Annotated in this window: 20 protein-coding genes; 7 read left to right on the forward strand and 13 right to left on the reverse strand. The window is 65.9% G+C overall.

What is annotated here, in order from left to right; translation table 11 throughout:
• Positions 1–86 precede the first annotated feature (86 nt).
• From dapC to ACLMAJ_RS01250, 3 genes are all read right to left on the reverse strand, one after another.
• Complete coding sequence (gene dapC / locus ACLMAJ_RS01240; protein WP_412012007.1) at positions 87–1,196, reverse strand: succinyldiaminopimelate transaminase; 1,110 nt, start codon at positions 1,194–1,196, stop codon at positions 87–89.
• 8 nt (positions 1,197–1,204) lie between these two features.
• Positions 1,205–1,528 carry a ferredoxin gene (fdxA, locus tag ACLMAJ_RS01245; protein WP_412011558.1) on the reverse strand — a complete coding sequence of 108 codons (324 nt, stop codon included), beginning with the start codon at positions 1,526–1,528 and terminating at the stop codon, positions 1,205–1,207.
• 135 nt (positions 1,529–1,663) lie between these two features.
• Complete coding sequence (locus ACLMAJ_RS01250; protein ID WP_412011559.1) at positions 1,664–4,264, reverse strand: bifunctional FO biosynthesis protein CofGH; 2,601 nt, start codon at positions 4,262–4,264, stop codon at positions 1,664–1,666.
• A 145-nt stretch (positions 4,265–4,409) separates the two neighbouring features.
• On the opposite strand from ACLMAJ_RS01250, the gene ACLMAJ_RS01255 reads away from it, so the two are divergent.
• From ACLMAJ_RS01255 to ACLMAJ_RS01265, 3 genes are all read left to right on the forward strand, one after another.
• Entirely contained in the window at positions 4,410–4,907 is a 498-nt protein-coding gene (locus ACLMAJ_RS01255; RefSeq protein WP_412011560.1) for a PH domain-containing protein, read from the forward strand.
• The gene (locus ACLMAJ_RS01260) at positions 4,904–6,496 is read left to right on the forward strand and encodes a PH domain-containing protein (RefSeq protein WP_412011561.1); all 1,593 of its coding nucleotides are present in this window, start codon (positions 4,904–4,906) and stop codon (positions 6,494–6,496) included. Before ACLMAJ_RS01255 ends, ACLMAJ_RS01260 begins: the two co-directional genes overlap by 4 nt.
• A gap of 301 nt (positions 6,497–6,797) precedes the next feature.
• A complete protein-coding gene (locus tag ACLMAJ_RS01265; protein ID WP_412011562.1) occupies positions 6,798–8,636 on the forward strand; it encodes an APC family permease in 1,839 nt (612 codons plus the stop codon).
• Positions 8,637–8,654: 18 nt separating this feature from the next.
• Here ACLMAJ_RS01265 and ACLMAJ_RS01270 read toward each other — a convergent pair whose 3' ends face one another.
• The 6 genes from ACLMAJ_RS01270 to typA form a co-directional block, all read right to left on the reverse strand.
• Positions 8,655–9,098 carry a hypothetical protein gene (locus ACLMAJ_RS01270; protein ID WP_412011563.1) on the reverse strand — a complete coding sequence of 148 codons (444 nt, stop codon included), beginning with the start codon at positions 9,096–9,098 and terminating at the stop codon, positions 8,655–8,657.
• Positions 9,095–9,280: a hypothetical protein gene (locus ACLMAJ_RS01275; RefSeq protein ID WP_412012034.1), complete on the reverse strand. Its 186-nt coding sequence runs from the start codon at positions 9,278–9,280 to the stop codon at positions 9,095–9,097. The genes ACLMAJ_RS01270 and ACLMAJ_RS01275 overlap by 4 nt, the downstream gene beginning before the upstream one ends.
• 73 nt (positions 9,281–9,353) lie before the next feature.
• Entirely contained in the window at positions 9,354–10,820 is a 1,467-nt protein-coding gene (locus tag ACLMAJ_RS01280) for an amino acid permease (RefSeq protein WP_412011564.1), read from the reverse strand.
• A gap of 78 nt (positions 10,821–10,898) precedes the next feature.
• Positions 10,899–11,789: an N-acetyl-1-D-myo-inositol-2-amino-2-deoxy-alpha-D-glucopyranoside deacetylase gene (gene mshB, locus ACLMAJ_RS01285; RefSeq protein WP_412011565.1), complete on the reverse strand. Its 891-nt coding sequence runs from the start codon at positions 11,787–11,789 to the stop codon at positions 10,899–10,901.
• On the reverse strand, positions 11,771–13,513 hold the full coding sequence (locus ACLMAJ_RS01290; RefSeq protein WP_479725024.1) for an ABC transporter family substrate-binding protein: 1,743 nt from the start codon (positions 13,511–13,513) through the stop codon (positions 11,771–11,773). Before ACLMAJ_RS01290 ends, mshB begins: the two co-directional genes overlap by 19 nt.
• 48 nt (positions 13,514–13,561) lie before the next feature.
• Positions 13,562–15,460: a translational GTPase TypA gene (typA, locus tag ACLMAJ_RS01295; RefSeq protein ID WP_412011566.1), complete on the reverse strand. Its 1,899-nt coding sequence runs from the start codon at positions 15,458–15,460 to the stop codon at positions 13,562–13,564.
• A 151-nt stretch (positions 15,461–15,611) separates the two neighbouring features.
• Between typA and ACLMAJ_RS01300 the strand changes: the two genes are divergently transcribed.
• Positions 15,612–15,788, forward strand: coding sequence for a hypothetical protein (locus ACLMAJ_RS01300; protein ID WP_412011567.1), 177 nt, complete (start codon positions 15,612–15,614; stop codon positions 15,786–15,788).
• Positions 15,789–15,808: 20 nt separating this feature from the next.
• Positions 15,809–16,099 carry a 4a-hydroxytetrahydrobiopterin dehydratase gene (locus ACLMAJ_RS01305; protein ID WP_412011568.1) on the forward strand — a complete coding sequence of 97 codons (291 nt, stop codon included), beginning with the start codon at positions 15,809–15,811 and terminating at the stop codon, positions 16,097–16,099.
• A gap of 10 nt (positions 16,100–16,109) precedes the next feature.
• Here the strand turns inward: ACLMAJ_RS01305 and ACLMAJ_RS01310 are convergent, their stop codons facing one another.
• Positions 16,110–17,459 (reverse strand): mannosyltransferase, encoded by a 1,350-nt coding sequence (locus ACLMAJ_RS01310; protein ID WP_412011569.1) that lies wholly within the window; start codon positions 17,457–17,459, stop codon positions 16,110–16,112.
• A gap of 255 nt (positions 17,460–17,714) precedes the next feature.
• On the opposite strand from ACLMAJ_RS01310, the gene ACLMAJ_RS01315 reads away from it, so the two are divergent.
• Positions 17,715–18,512: an Rv1157c family protein gene (locus ACLMAJ_RS01315; RefSeq protein ID WP_412011570.1), complete on the forward strand. Its 798-nt coding sequence runs from the start codon at positions 17,715–17,717 to the stop codon at positions 18,510–18,512.
• Between the two features lie 141 nt (positions 18,513–18,653).
• Positions 18,654–19,049 carry a hypothetical protein gene (locus ACLMAJ_RS01320; protein WP_412011571.1) on the forward strand — a complete coding sequence of 132 codons (396 nt, stop codon included), beginning with the start codon at positions 18,654–18,656 and terminating at the stop codon, positions 19,047–19,049.
• A 40-nt stretch (positions 19,050–19,089) separates the two neighbouring features.
• Here the strand turns inward: ACLMAJ_RS01320 and ACLMAJ_RS01325 are convergent, their stop codons facing one another.
• From ACLMAJ_RS01325 to ACLMAJ_RS01335, 3 genes are all read right to left on the reverse strand, one after another.
• Positions 19,090–19,803 carry a DUF1906 domain-containing protein gene (locus ACLMAJ_RS01325; RefSeq protein WP_412011572.1) on the reverse strand — a complete coding sequence of 238 codons (714 nt, stop codon included), beginning with the start codon at positions 19,801–19,803 and terminating at the stop codon, positions 19,090–19,092.
• Between the two features lie 193 nt (positions 19,804–19,996).
• Positions 19,997–21,124 carry a hypothetical protein gene (locus ACLMAJ_RS01330; RefSeq protein WP_412011573.1) on the reverse strand — a complete coding sequence of 376 codons (1,128 nt, stop codon included), beginning with the start codon at positions 21,122–21,124 and terminating at the stop codon, positions 19,997–19,999.
• Between the two features lie 241 nt (positions 21,125–21,365).
• Positions 21,366–21,977: a CHAP domain-containing protein gene (locus ACLMAJ_RS01335; RefSeq protein ID WP_412011574.1), complete on the reverse strand. Its 612-nt coding sequence runs from the start codon at positions 21,975–21,977 to the stop codon at positions 21,366–21,368.
• Positions 21,978–22,023: the final 46 nt, after the last annotated feature.

A 22,023-nucleotide genomic window follows, 5' to 3' on the forward strand; every position in this document is an offset into this window, starting at 1 on the left:
ATCGCGCGTGCCGACAAGCCGTGTCGGCCGCCCGAATCACCGTCGGAACGGCCACCGGTTCCGACAGTGTGATCAGGCCGAGGAGGTCAGATGGCGGTCAGTCGGCGCACCGCGGCGGCGATCCGCTCGTCGGTCGCGGTAAGCGTGATTCGAACGTGTTCCGCGCCCGTGGGTCCGTAGAAGTCGCCGGGTGCCGCCAGGATGCCGCGATCGGCAAGCCAATCCAGAGTGCTGCGGCAGGGTTCGCCACGGGTGGACCAGAGGTAGAGGCCCGCCTCCGAGTGGTCGATACGGAAACCTGCCGTCAGCAAGGCGTTTCGCAATACCTCGCGCCGCGCACGGTAGCGCTCGCGCTGCTGTGCCTCGTGGGTGTCGTCACCGAGTGCCGCGGTCATCGCCGCCTGGATCGGGAACGGAACCATCATCCCGGAGTGCTTGCGCACCTCGAGCAGTTCGGCGACAAGCGCGGGATCGCCCGCCACGAAACCGGCGCGATAGCTGGCCAGGTTCGAGGTCTTCGACAGCGAGTGGATCGCGAGCAGGCCGGTGTGGTCACCGTCGCACACCTCGTGATCGAGGATGGAAACCGCGCGGCCGTCCCAGGTGAGGCCGAGGTAGCACTCGTCGGAGGCGACGATCGCGCCACGCTCGCGGGCATAGGCGACCACCTTGCGCAGGTGGTCGACGCCGAGCACCCGACCCGTCGGATTCGATGGGGAGTTCACATAGATCAGCGCGGGTGATCGCGGGCCGAGTTGCGTCAGCCCGTCCGCCCTTGCGACCTGCGTACCGGCCAGCAACGCGCCCACCTCGTAGGTCGGGTAGGCGACCTCGGGAATCACCACGAGATCGCCGCCACCGAGTCCGAGCAGCCTCGGCAGTCCCGCGATCAATTCCTTGGTGCCGATCACCGGCAGCACGGCCGCCGGATCGATCCCGGTGATCCCGAAGCGTCGCTTCAGCGCGTCGACCGCGGCGGTGCGCAGCTCGAGCGTGCCGTGTGTGGTCGGGTAACCGGGCACCTCGGCCACCGAACCCAACGCGGCCCTGATCAGCGGGTCGACCGGATCGACCGGGGTTCCCACTGAAAGATCGACGATCCCGCCGGGATGTGCGGCTGCCTTCGCTTTCACCGAAGCGATGGTGTCCCAAGGGAAATCGGGCAGCAGACTGCTGACCCGGCCGCGCGCTGACACGTCAGAACTCACTCACTCGCCATCGGAGGTAGCTCCTTGATGAGTTTCGGGTCGTAATCCACCTTGCCGACCTTCGTCGCGCCGCCGGGCGAACCCAGCTCGTCGAAGAAGTCGACGTTGGCGTTGATGTACCCGCTCCACTGGTCCGGGGTGTCGTCTTCGTAGAAGATGGCCTCCACCGGGCACACCGGTTCACATGCACCACAGTCCACGCACTCGTCGGGATGGATGTACAGCATGCGACCACCCTCGTAGATGCAATCCACGGGGCACTCTTCGATGCATGCCTTGTCCTTCACGTCAACGCACGGTTCAGCGATGATGTACGGCACTGCCGCTCTCCTAGTCTGTCCTCACCTGCGGTGATAGCCCGCCGGGCGTCACATTATCCCGGCAGCTCAGGCTACTCCGGGTCAGTCTGCCCTAACTAATCGTGTTTCGCACCGCGCCATTGCGGCTTCTCGGGACTACCCGACCGTAAGCGGCAGGACCGACAGCTTATGTTGCGGGACACCATAGGTGGTGGTGCGCTCGCGGACCGGACGACCGATGCCTTCGGCGATATCGGTGAGTTCGGCGACGGTTTTGGCCGAGCCGTGCTGGGAGCCGGCCATGCGGGAGATTGTCTCCTCCATCAACGTACCTCCCAAATCGTTCGCGCCACCGTTGAGCATCATCCTGGTGCCCGCTGTGCCGAGTTTGACCCAGCTGGTCTGAATGTTATCGATGCGACCGTGCAGCATGATCCGTGAGAGCGCGTGCGCCGCCCGATTGTCCCTGATGGTCGGACCGGGGCGCGCCGCGCCGGCCAGGTACAGCGGTGAGCTCTGATGCACGAAGGGCAACAGCACGAATTCGGTGAAACCACCTGTCTCGTCCTGGATTCCGCGCAGCACCCGCAGATGGCCGACCCAGTGCTTCGGGTTGTCGACGTGGCCGTACATCATCGTCGAGCTGGAGCGCAGGCCGACCTGGTGCGCGGTCGTGATCACCTCGACCCATGCCGAGGTGGGCAGCTTGCCCTTGGTGAGCACCCAGCGCACCTCGTCGTCGAGGATTTCCGCGGCCGTGCCGGGAATGGTGTCGAGCCCTGCTTCTTTCAGCGCGACCAGCCAGTCACGGATGCTCTGCCCGCCGCGCGAAGCGCCGTTGACGATCTCCATCGGGCTGAAGGCGTGCACGTGCATCGACGGCACCCGCTGCTTGATCGCCCGCACCAGATCGGCGTAACCGGTGACGGGCAGCTCGGGGTCGATACCGCCCTGCATGCAGATCTCGGTGGCGCCATCGACATGCGCCTCCCATGCCCGGTCGGCGACCTCGTCCATGCTCAGGGTGAACGCATCGGCATCACCCTTGCGCTGGGCGAACGCGCAGAAACGGCAGCCGGTGTAGCAGATATTGGTGAAGTTGATGTTCCGGTTCACCACATAGGTCACGTTGTCACCGTTGACATCGCGACGCAGCTGATCTGCCAGTGCGGCGACAGCCTCCAGCGCGGGTCCCTCGGCGGTCGCCAACGCGAGGTACTCGTCGTCGGTGAGTCCGGCGGGGTCGTTCTCGGCCGCGCGCAGCGCCGCGAGCACCTCGGAGTCCAACCGCTCCGGCGCCGTGACGGCGAGATCGCGCGCCTGTTCGCGAATGGTGTCCCAATCGCCGAAGGCGCCGACGACATCCTGGCCGAGAGCGGAATCGCTGCGGCTCTCGGTGATACGGCCATCGGTGTCGATCGAGGTGTTCAGATCCACCCGTCCCGCCGACTCCCATGACTCGTCGGGCTCCTGCCATGGCAGGCCGACGGGCATCGCGTCCGGGTTGGCCAGGCCGGTGGCCGGATCGGTGAGCGCGGCGACGTGCGCGCCGATGCGCGGGTCGACCCACGGGTTGCCCGCGCGCACGTATTTCGGGTGCGCCGAGGTGCGTTCGACGAGTTGGTAGCCCGCGGCTTCGGTGATCTCGCGCAGGGTGTCCAGGTTCGGCCACGGCCGTTCCGGGTTCACGTGGTCCGGGGTCACCGGCGATACGCCGCCCCAGTCGTCGATGCCCGCGTCGATCAGGGCGAGGCATTCCTCGTGCGACACCAGATTCGGCGGCGCCTGCACCGGTACGTCGGGTCCGAGCAGCAGCCGCGTCACCGCGATGGTGGCACGGAACTCCTCCAGCCCGGCGTCGGGGGCATCGCGCATCGCGGTGTCGTCCTTGGCGCGGAAGTTCTGGATGATCACTTCCTGAATGTGCCCGAAAGCCTTGTGCTGCTTACGGATCGCCATGATCGACTCGGCGCGCTCGTGCAACGTCTCGCCGATACCGACCAGGATGCCGGTGGTGTACGGCACCGAAAGCCTGCCCGCATCGGTGATAGCACGCAGCCGAACCGCGGGATCCTTGTCCGGACTTCCGTAGTGGCACTGGCCCTTTTCGGTGAACAGCCGGGTGGCGGTGGTCTCGAGCATCATGCCCATCGACTGCGCGACCGGTTTGAGCCTGGAGATTTCCTCCCACGACATGACGCCGGGATTCAGATGCGGCAGCAGCCCGGTCTCCTCGAGCACCATGATCGATACGGCGCGCAGGTAGTCGAGGGTGGAGTCGTAGCCGCGCTCGTCGAGCCACTGCGCGGCCTCCGGCCAGCGGTCCTCCGGACGGTCTCCGAGGGTGAACAGCGCCTCTTTGCAGCCGAGCGCGGCACCCTGACGAGCGATCTCGAGTACCTCGTCGGGTTCGAGGAACATGCCCCTGCCCTCGGCGCGCAGCTTGCCCGGCACCGTGACGAAGGTGCAGTAGTGACACTTGTCACGACACAGCTTGGTCAGCGGAATGAAGACATTGCGCGAGTAACTGATTGTCTTGGGCCGACCGGCCGATTCCAGCCCGGCGTCGCGAACTCGTGCGGCGCTCTGACTCAGATCGACCAGGTCCTCGCCGCGTGCGTGCAACAGCACGGCGGCTTCATCGACATTGAGCGTCACGCCATCGCGAGCCCGCCGCAGCGCACGGCGCATGGCCGACGGTGCGGGCGGTGCGGGCGGGACACTCGGGGTCGCTAGCTCGGTCACGCCCTCGATCATGCGCTAATCATCCCGGACTGTCTCCCTCCATAGCCTGTGACCGTTGCCAACTGCATGATGGAGCGCACTATTCCGCCGCATCGCCCCGGGTTATTCCCGCGCAGGCCGACGCGCTTTCGCCCGAGTTCATGCAACCATGTCAGGCATGTCGCAGCCGCGCACAATCATGGCCGATCCGGCCTGGCGCCCGAGCCCAAAAGCGAAATTATTGTGGACCCTGCATTCCGCGGTGGCCTGGATCATTCCGCTGGTAGCGCTGATCGTCTGGGTGGTCTTCGATTCCGGACACCGCGCGGCGCAACTCGCCGCGTCCGCTGTGGCATTGGCACTCGCGGTATTCAGTATCGGCGTGATACCGCTGTGGCGGTATGCGGTGCATCGCTGGGAAGTCACCGACGAGGCCGTGTACACCCGGGTCGGCTGGGTGACCCAGGAGAGCCGCGTCGCGCCGATCTCCAGGGTGCAGACGGTCGACACCGAGCGCGGGCCGTTGGAGCGGCTACTCGGGCTGGCGACGGTGACCGTGACGACCGCATCCTCGGCCGGCGCGGTGCAAATCACCGGACTCGACCTGCCGGTAGCCGAGCAGACCGTCACGCGGCTGGCCGAGATCGCGGCGCTGCACCGCGGAGACGCGACATGACCGAGTCCGTTCCGCCCGTGGCGGACTCCGCCGCGACGGAGACAGACCAGCCGTGGCTGCGGCTCGATAAGCGAATGTTGCTGGTGCACCCGGTCAACGAGGTGATCAAGTTCATCCCGGTGCTGATCGGTTCGGTGATCCTCGGGACAAGCAGCGGCAATCACGGGTGGAGCGTCATCCCGCTGGCACTGATCATCGGGTTCGCGCTGACCCGCTGGTTCACCACCACCTACCGGGTAGGCCCGACCCATGTCGAGTTGCGCACCGGCTTGATTCAACGCAAGAAGCTCTCGGTGCCGCGCTCGCGGATCCGGTCGGTGGATATCGAGGCCGACCTGTTGCACAGGGCCCTCGGGTTGGCGGTGCTGGCGATCGGGACCGGCCAGCATGCGGAATCGGGCGAGAAATTCAAGCTCGACGCGTTGGACGCGCGGGTGGTTCCCGACTTGCGGACCGCCCTGCTCGCACACACCTTGGCCGCAGGTACGCCGAATTCCGTTCCTGGCCAACAGGTTCCCGGTGCCACGGATCCCTTTCGAAAGGTACTGCCGGAGTACATATCCGGCGATCCGTCGACAGGACGCGCCAGGGAGATCGGGCATTGGCAACCGAATTGGGTGCGCTACGCGCCGCTCTCGCTGACCGGGTTCGCGATCATCGCACCCGTCGTCGGCCTGGCTTTCCAGTACGGACTCGGCCAAGTGCTCGTCAGCTCCGACACGGTGCAGAACCTCGAGAACGGCAGCGCTGTCTTCCTCGCCGTCGTCGGTGTACTGCTGTTCTTCGCGATCGTGATCGTGATCAGCCTCATGTCCTGCGCACGTTATCTCACAACATATTTCGGCCTTCGCGTGCTCGACAACGGCCGCACCCTGCACCTGCGCAACGGCCTGTTCACCACCCGCCAGACCACCCTGGACCGAGCCCGTTTCCGCGGCGCCACCGTCAACGAACCGCTGCTGCTGCGCCTGGCGGGCGCCGCGGAACTCGAAGCCATCATGGTCGGCGACAATCCGCGTCAACGGATTCTCCCGCAGGCACCCCGCTCCGCCGTCGAGCACACCCTCGCGGAACTGCTCGCACCCCGCGCCACCGTCGTGGCCGGACCGAGCGAGCTCGGCTCGGCGCCACTTGCCGCACACGGACCGGTCGCCCGTCGCCGCAGATACTCGAGGGCGTTGGCGCCTGTCCTGCTCGTCCCGGTCGCGATGCTCGCGGTTTCCCTTGCGGAAGTGCACTATTCGGCGTGGTGGTGGCTGCTTCCCGCAGTCTTGGCGATCATCGCGGCCGCCTTGGCGGAAGACCGGTATCGCGGCCTCGGCCACACGGTCCTACCGGCAACCGACAGCAGCCCCACCTGGCTGATCACCCGCGCGGGTTCACTCGACCGCGACCGCGACTGCCTGGAAGCTCCCGGCATCATCGGCTGGACCGTCCGCCAATCCTTCTGGCAGCGCCGCGCCGGCGTTGCCACCGTCGTCGCCGCCTCCGCCGCCGGCAAGAAGAGCTACCTCGTGATCGACATCCCCTTGGACCAAGCCTGGCCCCTCATCGAATCGGTTACCCCGGGTCGCCTCGGCGCTCGGTGAGCCGGCTCTACGACACTGGCCACACCCGCCTGGGTCCGGCTCGTCACAAGGCCCCGCAGCGCCACCACAGCCGACGATCACGCTGAAAGCCGCGGGTGATCCTGGCGCAGTCACCCCAGTTGTGGCGGTCGGCTCGCGAACTACACGGTGGTCGGCGCTCGGCCCTGCCGACCCGAGCCGCGGCACAGATTGCCGGGAACCTCACACAACGCGCCGAGCACTACCCCGGAAACCACCGGCTGGGGCGGATTGGCAGTGTCGCTGAGCGGTTGCCGGATGGGTGCCGCGTTGAATGGTGCGTGTGGTCGAGACGCTGAAGCCGGATCCGCAGGAGCCGCGGATAGTCGATCGTCGGGAGCGGCGGCGGCAGCGTGGTGATAAGTATCGACTGACTGCTCTCGGCGGTCTGGCGGCTTTGTCGCTGGATGCGTTGTCCAGTGTGGCCTACGGGCCGGAAGCGATCGTGCTCGTGCTCGTCGCGGCGGGTGCGGCGGCGATCTCATGGACGGTGCCGGTGGCGCTGGCGATCGCGGGGCTGTTGCTGGTGCTGGTGTTGTCGTACCGGCAGGTGATCGCGGCGCATCCGGACGGCGGTGGTTCCTATGCGGTGGCGAAGAAGGATCTCGGTCGCGGCGCGAGTCTGCTCGCGGCCGCGAGCCTGGTTGTCGACTATGTGCTGACCGTCGCGGTGAGCCTCGCCGCCGGCGCGGCCAGCCTGGCGAGTGCGTTTCCAGTGCTTGCGGATCACCTATTGCTGATCACGTTGATCGGGCTCGCGGTGCTGACCGTGATCAATCTTGTCGGGGTCGCCGAATCGGCGAAAGTGCTGATGGGGCCGACGCTTCTGTTCATCATCGCGATCTTCGCGGTGATCGTGGTCGGGCTTTCGCGCTCGTCGCCGGTCGCGGTGATCGGCGTCGACCGAGGGCCGATCGTACCGACCGATGTCATCGGAATTGTGCTGTTGCTCAAGGCATTCGCCGCGGGCTGCTCGGCGCTGACCGGGGTCGAGGCGATTGCCAACGCGGTACCGTCATTCCGGACGCCCGCGGTGCGAAGGGCCCAGCACACCGAGGTCGGCTTGGGCGTGCTGCTGTGCGGGATGCTGCTCGGTCTTGCCGTACTGATCCGACACCATCACACGGTGCCTCGCGACGACGTCACTCTGCTCGCCCAACTGTCGGCCGCGGCTTTCGGCACCGGCTGGCCGTTCTACCTCACCAGCCTGGCGGTCACCGCGGCGTTGTGCCTTGCCGCGAACACCAGCTTCGGCGGGCTGCCGGTGCTGCTGGCGCTGCTGGCGAAAGACCATCGGGTCGCGCATCTGTTCGCGTTGCGCTCGGAGCGCCCGGTGTTCCGTTACGGTGTTGCGGCACTTGCTGTTCTGGCCGCCACCGTGCTGATCATCGTGAAGGCCGAAACTCATCGGCTGCTCCCGGTGTACGCGGTCGGTGTGTTCATCGGCTTCACCATCAGCCAAACCGGCCTGGTCCGGCACTGGCGCGGGCAGCGCGGGCCCGGCTGGATCCGCCGGGCCGCGCTCAACGGCTTCGGCGCCATTTTGACCGCCGTAGCCGCCGTGGTGCTGCTCGTCGAAAAATTCACCGAGGGCGCCTGGCTACTGCTGATCATCGTGCCCGCCTTGATCATCCTGTTCGCCCGCACCGAAAACTACTACCGCGGTGTCGCGGAACAACTCAGCTTCGGCCGAATCCCCGCGCTCCCAGCACAATCCCCCGACCCCGAACCCATGCTTATCGTGGTCCCGGTGGTCGCCGTCAGCGAGGTCACCGCACGCGCTCTCCGAACCGCCCAGGCAATGAGCGGCGAAATCGTCGCCGTCGCAGCGGAAATCGACCCGGCATCCACCCGCCGCCTCAGCCACCAATGGAAACAATGGGACCCCGGCATCCCACTCACCGTTCTGCCCTGTCCCCGTCGCAGTCTGGTCGCCACCCTCGTCGGCTATGTCCGCAACCAAACCCGCCACGGCCGCCAAGTGACGGTGCTGCTCGCCCAGGTGGAAGCCCACCACTGGTGGCAGCGACCGCTGCACAATCCGCGCGGTCCGGTTCTTGCCGCAGCCCTGCGCGCCCGCACCGACGCGGTCATCGCCACGCTCGAGGTGCGACTGGATTAGCGGATCAACGCACGACTCTCAGCGACTGCTGACCAGTCCCGCGTTCAACCGGAAGTAGAGATACCCGAGCGGTGGCACCAATCCACAGAACAGTAGAAGTACTGTGCGCCAATCGCTTCCGAGCATGATGTCGCCGCCGGGCCCGGTCACCGAGCAGAGCAGGAAGCCGAAAGCCCATGCGGCGATGGGCAGGAAAGCGAAACCGGCGCGGGTGGTCACCGAGCGGACGCCCATGACGAGCAGGACATTGATCACCCCTGCCAGCACGGCGGAAAGCGGGAAGGCCACCGCGCCAAGGTAGGTCGGTAGGTAGAGCACCTCGAGCGCGAGGGTGATCAGCGCGTCGAGCACAAGCAGCGTGATGATCACCGGTACCAGGGCTTCCAGACCCGGCTGCTGCTTGCCGTAGCCCGATCGCGCCTTGGCGCGATCGGCGGCGCTGTTGTCGACGGCGGCCCTCACGCGACCGGAGGGAAGCCGAGGAGGGTCAGCAGATGGCTCTGCATATCGACGAACGCGTACAGCACCGACATATAGATATCGTGCTGCTGCTGCCCGCCGGGTCGCAGGCTGTCCACGAAGCCCACGATCGCGTTCTGCAGGTCCCAGTTGTACATGCGTACCTCCGCCTTCGCTCCGGCCATGCGCGGTCTCGGGACGGACTTCGTCCGGCTACGCCCATGAGGTAGCTACCGAGTCTATTCCGGCGGACGAGGGTCAGTCACCGTCGATCGGAATGTTGGCGACCACCGGAAACTCACCGGTGTAGCCCTTACGTTCCTCGGCGATCGCGAGCACCCGCTTGCGCGCGGCGAACCAGCCGATGATCAGCGCCGGAATGATCAGCACCAGCGATGCGACGGTCCAGGTGCCCACCGGGTAGTCGCAGCCGGTGAGGACCACAACGAAGAACAGGAATGCCAGCGTGGCAATGCCGGTATAGGGCGCACCGAACAGCTGGAACGACGGCCGCTGTAGTTTGCCCTGCTTGGACCAGCGCCACAGTTGCAGCTGGGCGAGCACGATGGTGGCCCAGGAGGCGACGATGCCGAGCGAGGCCAAGTTCAGCACGATCTCGAAGGCCTCATCCGGCACGAACCCGTTCAACGCGATGCCGCACAGCGCGATCAGGCTGGTGAGCAGGATGCCGCCGTAGGGGACGCCGTTGCGCCCCATCACGCCGGTGAACTTCGGGGCGCTGCCGTTCATCGACATCGACCGCAGGATGCGACCCGTCGAATACAGACCCGCGTTCAGGCTGGAGAACGCCGCGGTCAGCACCACGAGATTCATCACACTGCCGATGCCCGGCACATCGAGCATCGTGAAGAAGGTGACGAACGGGCTCTCCTTGGAGGAGTAGCTGGTGTAGGGCAGCAGCAGAGCCAGCAGTACGAGCGAACCGACGTAGAAGACCGCGATACGCGCGATCACCGAGTTGATGGCGCGCGGCATGATCTTGGCCGGGTTCTCCGTCTCGCCCGCCGCGGTACCAACCAATTCGACAGCGGCGTAAGCGAATACGACGCCCGAGGTCACCACGACCAGCGGCAGGATCCCGGTCGGGAACAGGCCGCCGCTTTCGGTGATAACCCTGGTTCCGGTGGCATTGCCCTGCACGGTGAACCTGCCGAGCAGGAAGATCGTGCCGACGATCAGGAACGCGCTCAGCGCGAACACCTTCACCAGCGCGGCCCAGAACTCCATCTCGCCGAACCACTTCACCGACATCAGATTGACCCCGAGTACGAGCACCAGCGCGATGAGCGCGAGCAGCCACTGCGGGATATGTGAAAATCCTGCCCAATAGTGAAAATACTGAGCAATCGCCGTGGTGTCGGCGATCCCGGTCATCGACCAGTTCAGGAAATACATCCAGCCCGCGACAAAAGCGGCCTTCTCACCGAAGAACTCGCGTGCGTAGGAAACGAACGACCCGGACGATGGCCGGTGCAGCACCAGCTCACCGAGCGCACGCAGAATAAAGAATACGAAGACCCCGCACACCGCGTACACCAGGAAAAGCCCTGGTCCAGCGCTCTCGAGTCGCCCGCCGGCGCCCAGGAACAGGCCGGTGCCGATGGCACCGCCGATGGCGATCATCTGGAGCTGACGAGGTTTGAGACTCTTGTGATACCCGTCGTCTTCGATGTTGAGGTGAGCCTTGTCGCCGACAGCTGTCATGAACCGCTAAGCCTCCACGTCGATGTCCGAAATCACAAGGACGGTACCCGGCACATGAAACCGCCGCGACAGCAACCCTCAGGCAATACCGGTGAAAAGGTCGTGTTCGCGCCCGTCGGAGCCGATAACGCCACGCTGCCCGCGCACGAGCACATAGTGCTCCTCGGGCAGCACCGGCTGCGCGACATAGTTGGACAGTGCGAATTCTCGCCCCGTCGGCGCCACCATCACCTGCGTTGCGTGCGCACGCAAGGCGGCACGCTTGGCCGCCAGCGAATCCGACACCTCGATCGTGGCGGTCACCGTGTGGCTCGGCACGCTCGCCAGCTCCCCAAGAGAGGGAAGGCGCCAGCCGGGCGGCAACGCACCAGGCAACCCGTCGACGGTGCGTCGTGCCAGGGCTTCGGTGTGCAGGCGCAGCATATCGTCATCGGTGACGGTCCAATAGAACTTCGGAGTGTCCCAGCCCTGCTCGGCGGCCGAATGCACTGCGGCCGTGGTGATCTGATGGGCCCGAATGTGGTCGGGGTGGCCGTAGCCGCCCCGAGGGTCGTAGCCGATCACGACGTCGGGCCGCAGCTCGAGCAGCACCTGCGTCAGCGCGTCCACCGCCTCGGCGCCGGAGTGCACAAAGGCTCGGGGATGCTCCGCCGCGGACGTACCCGCCATACCGGAGTCACGCCAACGACCCGCGCCGCCGAGGAAACATGGCGGACCCGCAGACAGCGCCGCGAGTGCCCTGGTCAGTTCCAGCACCCGATAACCGCCGAGCTGATCGGCCCGGTCCGCGGTCAGCTGGGCCCACTCCTCGCCGATCACCTCACCCTCTTCACCAAGGGTGCAGGTCACCACCGTGACCGGGACGCCGAGGCGGCGATAGTGCGCGATAGTGCCCCCGGTGGTGATGGACTCGTCGTCGGGGTGGGCGTGGACAAGGAGCAACCCGCCGGTCACGGGATTCTGCGCCACATAGCCGCGTCACCGAAGATACCGACCTGGATGGCGCCGCTGAGCGAAGCACCATCCACCCGCGGACCGGACGCGGCTACGACGTTGTCCTGCACGATCGGCAGTACCGTGGCCAGACCCCACAGCTTCGGCTCGGCGTCCGCGAGGACACGACCCACTTCGATTCCGCGTAGCGCTTCCTCGATCGCGGGTTGCAGGGTGGGATCGCAGACACCCGACACATTGCTCGGAGCCTTCTTGGCCGATTCGGCGTTGACCTGTGAATTCCCGTCGCGCGCACCGTTATCCACGGGCGGGCAGCCGTAGCGTGAGGCGAGCACGGTCGCGGGGTCGGAGCCCGCGACCTCCCAACCGACGATCGCGTCGACCGCGCCATCGGTCAGGTCCTTGCCGTAGAGCGTGTCCACGGCCACGTTACGGACGCTGGCATCTATTCCGGCACTGCGCAATTGGTCTGCCGCGGTGTTGGCCACGGCGATGGCGGTAGCGTCACCGGTGGCCGCGCCGATCCGAATCGCCAGCGCCTTACCGTTTTTCGCGAGCGGACGCGGGTGCGGCGCCGGTGAGGTCGGCGAGGTGACCGGCGGAGGTTCCGGCGCGCGGGCATAGCCCGCCTCGCCGAGCAGCGCGAAAGTCTCTTCAGCGGTCGGCCTCGGTGGAGCGGTCGGCGCGTAGCCGGGGTCCGATGGGGTCAGGATCTGCGCGCGCACGGGCTCGACCCAGCCGCCGGTCTGCGCGCCGACGGTCGCCAGCAATGCGGGATCAAGCAGCGCGAGCACACCGTGACGGACCCGAGGATCGCTGAGATCGCCACTGCGACCGTTCAATACGAATTGCAGTTCACGCGACTGGGGCATGATCGCGGTACGCACCGATGGAATCGCCGCCAGTTGCGCCTGGGTCGCGACACCGCCGTGCACCAACGTCATCTGAGCGTCACCGGTACGCAGCGAATCAGCGAGCTGGGCGGGAGTTCCACCGCGACGCAACAGGATCTGATCGGGGGCCGCGGGTGTGCCCCAATACCTGTCATTGCGTTCGAGCAGGATCTCGTCACGACCCCGATCGACCGATTTGATGTCGAAGTTACCGCCCGACACCGGGATTCGCTCGACCAGACCGCTGGCGAAACCGCCGGGCACGTCCTTGACCAGATGCGAGGGCAGCAAGTTCGAGAACAATTCACGCCAGGCCGGATACGGCGAGTCCAGTGTGACGGTGACGGTCTTGCCGCCGCCGGAGGAGCTCACATCGGAGATGAGCCGGTAACCCGCCGGGTCGACAACACCGGGCTGGGTGATCATCTGCTGCCACAGAAAGCGGAAATCCTCCGCGGCGATCGGCGCACCATCCGACCAGTTCGCCTGATTGCGCAGCTGATAGGTGATGGTGAACGGTGCCTGCGCGCTGACCTCGGCCGATACCACCAGCGCGGTGTCAGGCACCCACTCGGTGGCACCGGCCACCGACGGGCTCGGCACCGGACGGAACGGACTCGGCAACACCATAGAACTCACCGCCGCGGTGGCGGGCGACTGATCGGACCGCAGGTGCGGATTGAACCCGATTCCGATGTCGTCGATGGCCACCACGACGGTGTTCTTGCCCGGTTTGGCGGGCGTCGTCTTGGGACTGTCGGTGCTTTCGATCGGCGGCGGTGGATTCGCGGTACACCCGGCGAGTACCGCCACCGAGGTCGCCGCGATCACCAGCATTCCGCGCATCGTCGCGCGTCGTCTTGCCCCCGAGCTCACATTCGGCACCCTACCCGTTTACAGCGCGGCCCGGTCCTGAGCCTTCCGTCGAGACAGCGCGCGACCGCGCTCGGTGGCGCCCAGGATCGCCTTGCGCACCCGAACCACCTCCGGCGTGACCTCGACACACTCGTCGTCCGCACAGAACTCCATCGCGGCCTCGAGATCGAGGTGCAACGGCTTGGCGAGGGTCTCGAACACATCCGCGGTCGAGCTGCGCATGTTGGTCAGCTTCTTCTCGCGGGTGACGTTGATATCGAGATCCTCGGCACGCGGGTTGACGCCGACGACCATGCCCTCATAGGTATCGGCGCCCGGTTCGACGAAGAACTGGCCGCGGTCGGAGAGCTGGATCATGGCGAACGGTGTCACCGAGCCCGCACGATCGGACACGAGCGCACCGGTGTGCCGTGCGCGGATCTCGCCTGCCCACGGCGCATAGCCGTGCGAAACGGCGTTGGCGATACCGGTGCCTCGGGTCTCGGTGAGGAAGTCGGTACGGAACCCGATCAGGCCGCGCGACGGGACGATGAACTCGATCCGCACCCACCCCGCGCTGTGGTTGGCCATCTGGACCATCTTGCCCTTACGAGCGGCAAGCAACTGGGTGATGGCGCCCAGGTATTCGTCCGGGCTGTCGACGGTCAGCTCTTCGTACGGCTCATGGATCTTGCCGTCGACGATCCTGGTGACCACCTGCGGCTTGCCGACGGTCAGCTCGAAGCCCTCACGGCGCATCTGCTCGACCAGGATGGCGAGCGCCAACTCACCACGGCCCTGCACCTCCCAGGCGTCGGGACGGCCGATGTCGAGGACACGCAGCGACACGTTGCCGACCAGTTCCTGGTCCAGACGCGACTTCACCATGCGTGCGGTCAGCTTGTGGCCCTTCACCCGGCCGACGAGCGGCGAGGTGTTGGTGCCGATTGTGACCGAAATCGCAGGCTCGTCGACGGTGATGCGCGGCAAAGCGACCGGATTGTCCGGATCGGCGAGCGTATCGCCGATCATGATCTCCGGGATACCCGCGATGGCGACGATGTCACCGGCCTCGGCAACCTCGCCGGGCCGACGCTCGACGCCGACGGTCTGCAGCAGCTCGGTGATCTTGACGGTCTTGACGCCGTCGGCGTGCATCCACGCGACGTTCTGTCCCTTGCGCAGCTCACCGGCATAGATGCGGACCAGCGCGAGGCGGCCGAGGAAGGCCGATGCGTCGAGGTTGGTGACGTGCGCCTGAAGCGGCGCGGACGCATTGCTCTTGGGTGCCGGGATGTACTCCAGCAGCACGTCGAACAGGGCGTCGAGGTTCGCGGCGTCGGGGGCGTTCCCGTTCTCGGGACGCTCCTTGGACGCCTTGCCCTCACGACCCGACGCGTACAGGACCGGCAGGTCGAGTGCGAGTTCGGCGGCCTCGGCGGCGGCGTCATCGAGATCGGAAGCCAGATCGAGCAACAGGTCGTGGCTCTCCTCGACAACCTCCTCGATACGGGCGTCGGGACGGTCGGTCTTATTGACAACCAGGATCACCGGCAGCGACGCGGCGAGTGCCTTACGCAGCACGAACCGGGTCTGTGGCAGTGGTCCCTCTGATGCGTCGACCAGCAGCACGACGCCGTCGACCATGGAGAGGCCGCGTTCGACCTCACCACCGAAGTCGGCGTGGCCTGGCGTGTCGATGACGTTGATGACGGTCACCGAGCCATCCGGATGATGCCGGTGGACAGCGGTGTTCTTGGCGAGAATGGTGATGCCCTTCTCGCGCTCCAGGTCGCCGGAATCCATCACCCTGTCGACGAGCTCGGCTCGCTCGGCAAAGGCTCCTGATTGGCGCAGCATGGCGTCGACCAGCGTCGTCTTACCGTGGTCGACGTGGGCGACGATGGCGACGTTGCGAAAATCGCGTGCAGACGACACGCCTAATCCTCCTGCTGTTGGTGTTGGTGCGGGCCGACCCCTGCAAACAGGTGGAGAATCGATACTCACCGGGCATTGCGGCCAGCTACAGACTACCGGTATCCAGGCGCGGCGCAGACCACGCGCCCCAGTAAGGGTATGCTTACCAACCATGGGCAAGGTCAAGGCGAAGCAGGTTTCGAGCCTGAAACCGAAGAAAAAGTGCTGTCGCAAGAAGACGCGCTGCCTGAAATGTCCTGTTGTCATCATGCGCATGAAACGTCTGGAAGCCGCTGGTTGCTGCGGCAAGGAACTGAAAAAAGGCCTGAAGAAAGCCCGCGCCGCCTGATCAGTGCGGATACTTGAACCATGGCTACCGAACTGTTGTCCGACGCCGATATCAATGACGCACTCGAGGACCTGCCCAACTGGCAACGTTCGGGCGACACCATCACCCGAACGGTCAAAGCGCCGACTTTTCTCGAGGGGATCGAGTTGGTCGGCCGAGTTGCCGAGGCCGCGGAGGCCGCCGACCACCACCCGGATATCGATATCCGCTGGCGCCGGATCACTTTCGCACTGTCGACCCACTCGGCAGGCGGACTCACCGGCCGCGACGTGATGCTTGCCCATCAGATCGATCGTCTGACCCAAGGCTGAGCGCCGGTCGCTACTCGACAGCGGCAGTGCGCGGTGCCCGATCATCGACCGTGTTCCTGTCGGCCGAACGCACTTTCGGGAAGGTGCGCAGCCGTCGCACGGAGGCGAATTCCGCGCGCAGTACCGCGCGTCCGTGCCAGATCATCCAGCCCAGCAGCACAAGCACACCCAGCACATCGACCGCGCCCAGCCAGGACAGCACACCGGGACGGGAAATCGCCCAGATCGACGGCTGCGCGAACGACAGCACCCATGGCACGCCGATCAACATCGTCACCAGCCAGAAGCCCGCGATGATCCTGGCGACCGCGGCCTGCCGCAGCGGGCCGTAGACCAGCCACAGCACCGTCGGCAACAGCCACACGAAGTGGTGCGACCAGGAGATGGGCGACACCATCAGCCCGAACAGCTGCACCAGGATCAAGGTGCCCAACCGGTCGTCGGAACCCAGTGTGCGCCAAGCGAGGAACGCGAGCACGGCGACGACGAGCACGGCCGCCATCCACCACGGCCCGGACTCGACGTCGTAGCCGAGGATGCGGCTGAGGGTGCCGCGCAACGATTGGTTCCACACCGACCCGACCGGCCCGATCCGGCTCGCGTCGCCGAGCAACGTGCCGAAGTAGCGTTTCGCTTCGGCGTGCGCGATCAGGAAGCTGACACCGACCGTCGCGCCGAACGCCACCGCCGAGCAGATCACCGTCGCCCAGCGGCGACGGGCCACGAAGTACAACCCGGTGATCGCCGGTGTCAGCTTGATGCCCGCGACGGCGCCTACGAGCAGACCCGACAGCCACCACCGCGAGCTGCGCACCGCGACCATGGCTCCGAGCACAAGGAAAACATTGACCTGCCCGTAGTCGATCGTGGTGCGCACCGGTTCCAGCCACACCCCGACCGCCGTCCAGCCGACAGCCGCGCTCTGCCAACCGGGTTCGCGCACCCGCTGCGCGCCGAGAATCAGCTCGAGGCTTATCCACACCACGCCGTAGAGCGCCGCGACCGTGGCGAGTAGCCACAGCACCGCGATGGCCGTGAACGGCAGATAGTGCAGCGGAAAGAACACCAGCGCCGCGAACGGCGGATAGGTGAACGGCAGCGGAAAGTCCGGCGTCTTCTCGGCGTAGGTGAAGTCGTAGAGCCCATCGGTGAGCAACGAGGCGGATCCGTCGACGTAGACATGCAGGTCGACGAGGTTCATCCCGTTCTTGGACAGCAACATCCACAACAACCGTGCCAGCACGGAAAGACCCAGCACTGACACAGCCAGCTGTAAACGTCGGTTCAATTCGCAGGCTTTCGAGTCGGGGCGGCGGGTCGTCGGCCTGCAACCCTCGGATATTCGGGCGTTCGGCGACAAGATCTGGAGGCTCCGATTACATTAACCGCAGCCCGGAGTGTCCCGGTGATACCCTCGCACCACTGATAACATTCGCATCACCTTTCACTCCTGTAACACCAATCGGCGCTACCGTCTGATAACTCTGCTCGTCCAACGCGCCTGTCGGGATACTGCGGCTGTACAACACGGCAACCGTGTCCCTAGAGTGACCCCGAAACGATGGCTTTTCAGCATCGACTCCTGATGTACCCGACGTTAAGGACGGCTAGACCAGTGCTTCGCACCCGAGGAACGCGGATCGCATTGTCCGTACTCGCCATCACGGCGAGCGCTTCCCTTGCCGCGCCGATGACAGCTGTCGCGGCCCCGGCTCCCGCGCCGGCGGCGGTCCCGAACAATGTCCCGATGGTGCCCGAGGGCGTCCCGATCGATGTGCTGGCCGCACTGGCTCCGGCCATCGTCGGCGCGATCGCAGGCCCCGCCGACGCCAAGCCGATCGCAGGCGGCCCGCAGGGCATGCTGCTCGATCAGGCCCGCAGGCTGCTCGCAACCATCAACCTGCCGCCGCAGATCAAGTCCACCTTGGAAAGGATCATCACCTTCCTGGACGGCAGTGGCGGCGGCGGACCGGAGATCCCGAAGGACGGCGGACCGGTCATCGCCCAGTTCCTCTACCCGACCATCGGCAAGGGCTGCATCGGTCCCGGCGCTGATTCCATCGGCACAGCACTCGCCGTGCCCGGCCCGGCCCAGCTGCCGCCGCCCGGACCGCTGGCCGGTCAGGCAGGGTTCGTATTCACCGCGCTCGGCACCAAGTCGCCGACAGAGGTGCAGAACCCGCCGATGACCGTCCAGTGGATGAACCTGGACACCCGCAAGTCGGGCAGCCAGCCGCTGACCGACGAGGCGAAGATCAACCCCGACGGTCCGGCCACACTTTCCGCGATCGCCGACACCGGCTTCGGTCGCGTCGTCGCGGTCGTCTCCGGCTCGCTGACCACCAAGGCCGAGGACGCGGCTCCCCGCACCTGCTCGTTCCTACCGACCCTCGGTTTCTTCACGGTCGCGTGACCTTCCGAAGCCCGGCGGCCCAAAATGGACCGCCGGGCTTCGTCATGTCCACGGCAGGGTGGTTTCACAACGGGTCGACACACGCGGAAAAATCGGCCGCGATAGTGCATAGCCGCACCACACCTGTGGTAGACCGAAACTATGGCTACCGTCGAAGTGTCGCTGCGGCGCAATGATTCGATAGAGAGCAAGAATCCGATTCGGCGCGGGCGTTCGATCCGAAGCAAGCGCTCGCGGCGATCAATACTGTCTTTCCGTTCCGAGGGCTCGATTTTGTCCATCGGCTCCGCGTACTCGATCCTCTCGATCGGCAGCGTCGGATCGGTGCTGTCGATCGGATCGATCGGATCGTTCGGGTCGGTGATTTCTTCGGGCTCGTTCGCCAGCATCGGCTCGGCCCTCTCCGGCCTGTCGCGCTGGTCGCTGCTCTCCTGGCTCGGTGATCACCAAGCGCCGGAGAATCGGCCGAACCTGCGCGTTGTCCCCGACGACGAGCCCGAGCTGCGGCTTGCGGCAACCTGCCACTGCCAGACCTGAGCGGGCAGCATTCACCGCCGCTGGCCGGGCAGTGTTCAGCTCACCACTGCCCGTATTCGGGTTGCAGCACATTGTTGACGTCGACACCGATGCCGTCGATGGACCGCTTGTCGATCTCGATCTGATGCAGGTGCGCGGCCGGGTGCACGAAACCCTTCGGGGTGCCCCAATTGTGTTGCCAATACCAGGAGCCCAGCCCAGCGGCGCGCGCCAGTTCGATAGTCGGCGCGTTCGCGTAGACCCCGGTGTTCTCCTTGCCGACCACGGACTCCCAGCCGAGTAGGTACGGCCCGATCATGGTGGCGAAGTCGACCGGCGTCGGCTTGTCATCGATCGAGGCGTAGATCGGCCGGTCCTCGGGGCCGCCCGCGGCGAGGTGCAGTTCCAGTCCACGCGCGGCGTGCTGCTTTCCCGCTTCCAGCCCGCCGCGCCAATCCGCGGTATCGGCCTTGCCGTACTGATAGTTCGAGACGATCGTCAGGCCCTCGGCGTGCAGCTGGTCGACCTCCCGCGCGAGCAGCGGCTTGCCCTCCATCCATTCCGCACCCGGCCTGCGATCGGACACGTACCTGATGACACCGATATGGCCGGCTTCCCGGATCGCGGCGGCCGAGGGCACGCCACCCGAGTAATCGACCATAGTGCCGACGACCCCGCTCGCCGAGGCGTTCGGCGCGCCGATGGTCGCTCCGAGGGCGGCGGTGGCCGCGGCATAGACGAACAACTCGCGGCGGGACACATGGATGGAACGCATCGCAGGACTCCTTCGCGCAAACCCGAATTGGCAAGCAGCGTGCCCGGCGCACCTTCCCCAGAAGTCACTCACGCGCCGGGAGCCTCGAACGTGCACTCATTTCACCATATTCACATGGGAACCGCCAGACCCATCGGACACATGGATCACACTCGCCACAAGAGTTCCAGCTGTTTCTGGTTCAGGGTCTGTTTCAGGCCACGCCGTCGATGCGCGCGGCGACGTCGATCGTTCGGCCGGAGCCGTCGGCAAGCTCATCGCGCACGACCCCTGCCACCTGCGCGAGGATCTGTTTCTTGATCCCGGCGAGCGCACCGAGAGTCGCCGCACGCATGCCGTCGGCCTTGAATTCCAGCCGAATATCCTTCGAATCCGGGGGCGGCACATCAATGACCACCAGCAGCGGGTCGGCGGCGCGTGCGGTCAGCACCAGCGGAACCTCGAGGTCGGCACGATAGCGATTCGCCTTCAGCACATCGACGGTGATGTCGAGGCTCACCGGCAACGTCAGATCGAAGGACACCACGTCGCCGGTTCGATCCGCCAACTGCGGGACACGCACAGCTCCGCGCACCGTGACGGTCACCGAGTTACGCGGACCGGTTCGCAGCGGTCCGATCTCGATCGGACGGCCCGCTATCCGTTCCACCACATCGAAGACCCGATCCTTTGTCACGATGCGGGAGAAGAACCTGTGGCCGAATTCGTCGTAGCCGATCCAGTCGAATGTCGTCTTCGTCACGTGCTCGGAGCGAACGCCGTCGATCATCGCCTCCACATCGAAGACCCGGCCGCGCCGCGCCTGCCGGTCGGCGAGCATCGCGTTCACCCGATTGACGACCTCGCGCTGCACCACACCGGCTATCGGGTCGAGCAGCCATTCCCATGCCGATTCGATCGCTTGGGCCCGTAGGACGAAGCTGACGTCGCGGGCCGTGATCGGCGGTACCTCGATGATGATGAGCACCGGATCCGCGGTACGTGCGTGCAGCGTCAGATCGATCTCGACGACCGCCTCCAGCCGCAGCTTCTTGCCGCCGAGCAGCACCTGCACCGATAGCGATATCGGGACTGTTACCTCGAAGGTCACGTCCGGGCCGCGACGCAGCACTGCCGGTTGGCCGACCTTGCCCTTGGCGACGAATCCGGCCAGACCGACGGGACCGACCGAGAACGGCCCGATCGTCATGCCACGACCCGCCATCCCGGATACCGCGGCCATGATCCGCTCTTCGGTCACCGCGTGGGTGACGAACCGTTCCCCGAAGTCGGCATAATCGATCCACACGGGATCGTCGCTCGTTTGGTCGGTCGGCTGCATCAGAATGTTCCGAAACCCTCACCTTGTCGACGGACACTCGACACGCTACGCGACATGCCGGACACCGCCCCTGACCGGCGCGCAGCCCGTAAGGCGTACCTCCGCGTTCGCTGATTAGGTGGTCCCTGTCCTGCTGATGAGGGGGTAGCAGGACAGGGGCCGAGCGACGCTGCCGGGCGCCGCCGGATCTATTTTAGGACCTAGCCGCGGACCCGCCGACCGCGCACACACATCGGAAAGGTCAAAGCCTGCCGAATCCGACGATATCGGGCACCTCGGTCAGCGTGAAACGGTGAATTCGTATGTCGCCGAACTCGTTTCCACCCATCGTCGTCACTACCCCGTCACCAGCCGTGAGCACAATGTTGGTGTGCTGGGAAAACGGACTGTCCGGGCCGTAGAGCAGCACGTCTCCGGTGCGCGGCCGGTACCCGGCGGCGAGCGGCGTGAACCGGTGCGCGCCTTGGTAATACTCCTGCAGGGTGTACACCCCTGGGATCCGCCACGATCCGGAGTTCGGGTTGGCGAGCGGGGCCCCCGATTCGCGCATCACCCAGCTGACGAAGTCGGCGCACCAAGCCTCATCGATACCCTCGGCGTATTTCGATCCATTGCCGGGAGTGTCGAACTCCCGCTCCAACACCGCGACCACCCGGGCCTGGGCCGGATCGAGCGTGGACGTATCGATCGCGGGGAATGTCGTCACGCGATCACCGGCAATCGCTTCGCCGTCCGCACGCTCCTGCCACAGGCGTATCCCCACCACACCTGCCGCGACCATCGCCGATACCACCAAGCCGAGTACCGGCCAGCGGTAACGCGGCCACCGATGCGCCGTCCCTTGTTCTGTCATCTCCCCCGACCTCCCGCCGACCACGACCGAATTCCGGCCCTGTTCC

The sequence above is a fragment of the Nocardia arseniciresistens genome, from assembly GCF_046764875.1.
GTDB lineage: Bacteria > Actinomycetota > Actinomycetes > Mycobacteriales > Mycobacteriaceae > Nocardia > Nocardia arseniciresistens.

Bases quoted from the DNA above. Each gene is read 5' to 3' on its own strand.
- ACLMAJ_RS01250 (WP_412011559.1), bottom strand. From the start codon at position 4,264: ATGATCGAGGGCGTGACCGAGCTAGCGACCCCGAGTGTCCCGCCCGCA.
- ACLMAJ_RS01255 (WP_412011560.1), top strand. From the start codon at position 4,410: ATGTCGCAGCCGCGCACAATCATGGCCGATCCGGCCTGGCGCCCGAGC.
- ACLMAJ_RS01260 (WP_412011561.1), top strand. From the start codon at position 4,904: ATGACCGAGTCCGTTCCGCCCGTGGCGGACTCCGCCGCGACGGAGACA.
- ACLMAJ_RS01275 (WP_412012034.1), bottom strand. From the start codon at position 9,280: ATGGCCGGAGCGAAGGCGGAGGTACGCATGTACAACTGGGACCTGCAG.
- ACLMAJ_RS01280 (WP_412011564.1), bottom strand. From the start codon at position 10,820: ATGACAGCTGTCGGCGACAAGGCTCACCTCAACATCGAAGACGACGGG.
- ACLMAJ_RS01290 (WP_479725024.1), bottom strand. From the start codon at position 13,513: ATGCGCGGAATGCTGGTGATCGCGGCGACCTCGGTGGCGGTACTCGCC.
- ACLMAJ_RS01300 (WP_412011567.1), top strand. From the start codon at position 15,612: ATGGGCAAGGTCAAGGCGAAGCAGGTTTCGAGCCTGAAACCGAAGAAA.
- ACLMAJ_RS01305 (WP_412011568.1), top strand. From the start codon at position 15,809: ATGGCTACCGAACTGTTGTCCGACGCCGATATCAATGACGCACTCGAG.
- ACLMAJ_RS01320 (WP_412011571.1), top strand. From the start codon at position 18,654: ATGGCTACCGTCGAAGTGTCGCTGCGGCGCAATGATTCGATAGAGAGC.
- ACLMAJ_RS01325 (WP_412011572.1), bottom strand. From the start codon at position 19,803: ATGCGTTCCATCCATGTGTCCCGCCGCGAGTTGTTCGTCTATGCCGCG.
- ACLMAJ_RS01330 (WP_412011573.1), bottom strand. From the start codon at position 21,124: ATGCAGCCGACCGACCAAACGAGCGACGATCCCGTGTGGATCGATTAT.
- ACLMAJ_RS01335 (WP_412011574.1), bottom strand. From the start codon at position 21,977: ATGACAGAACAAGGGACGGCGCATCGGTGGCCGCGTTACCGCTGGCCG.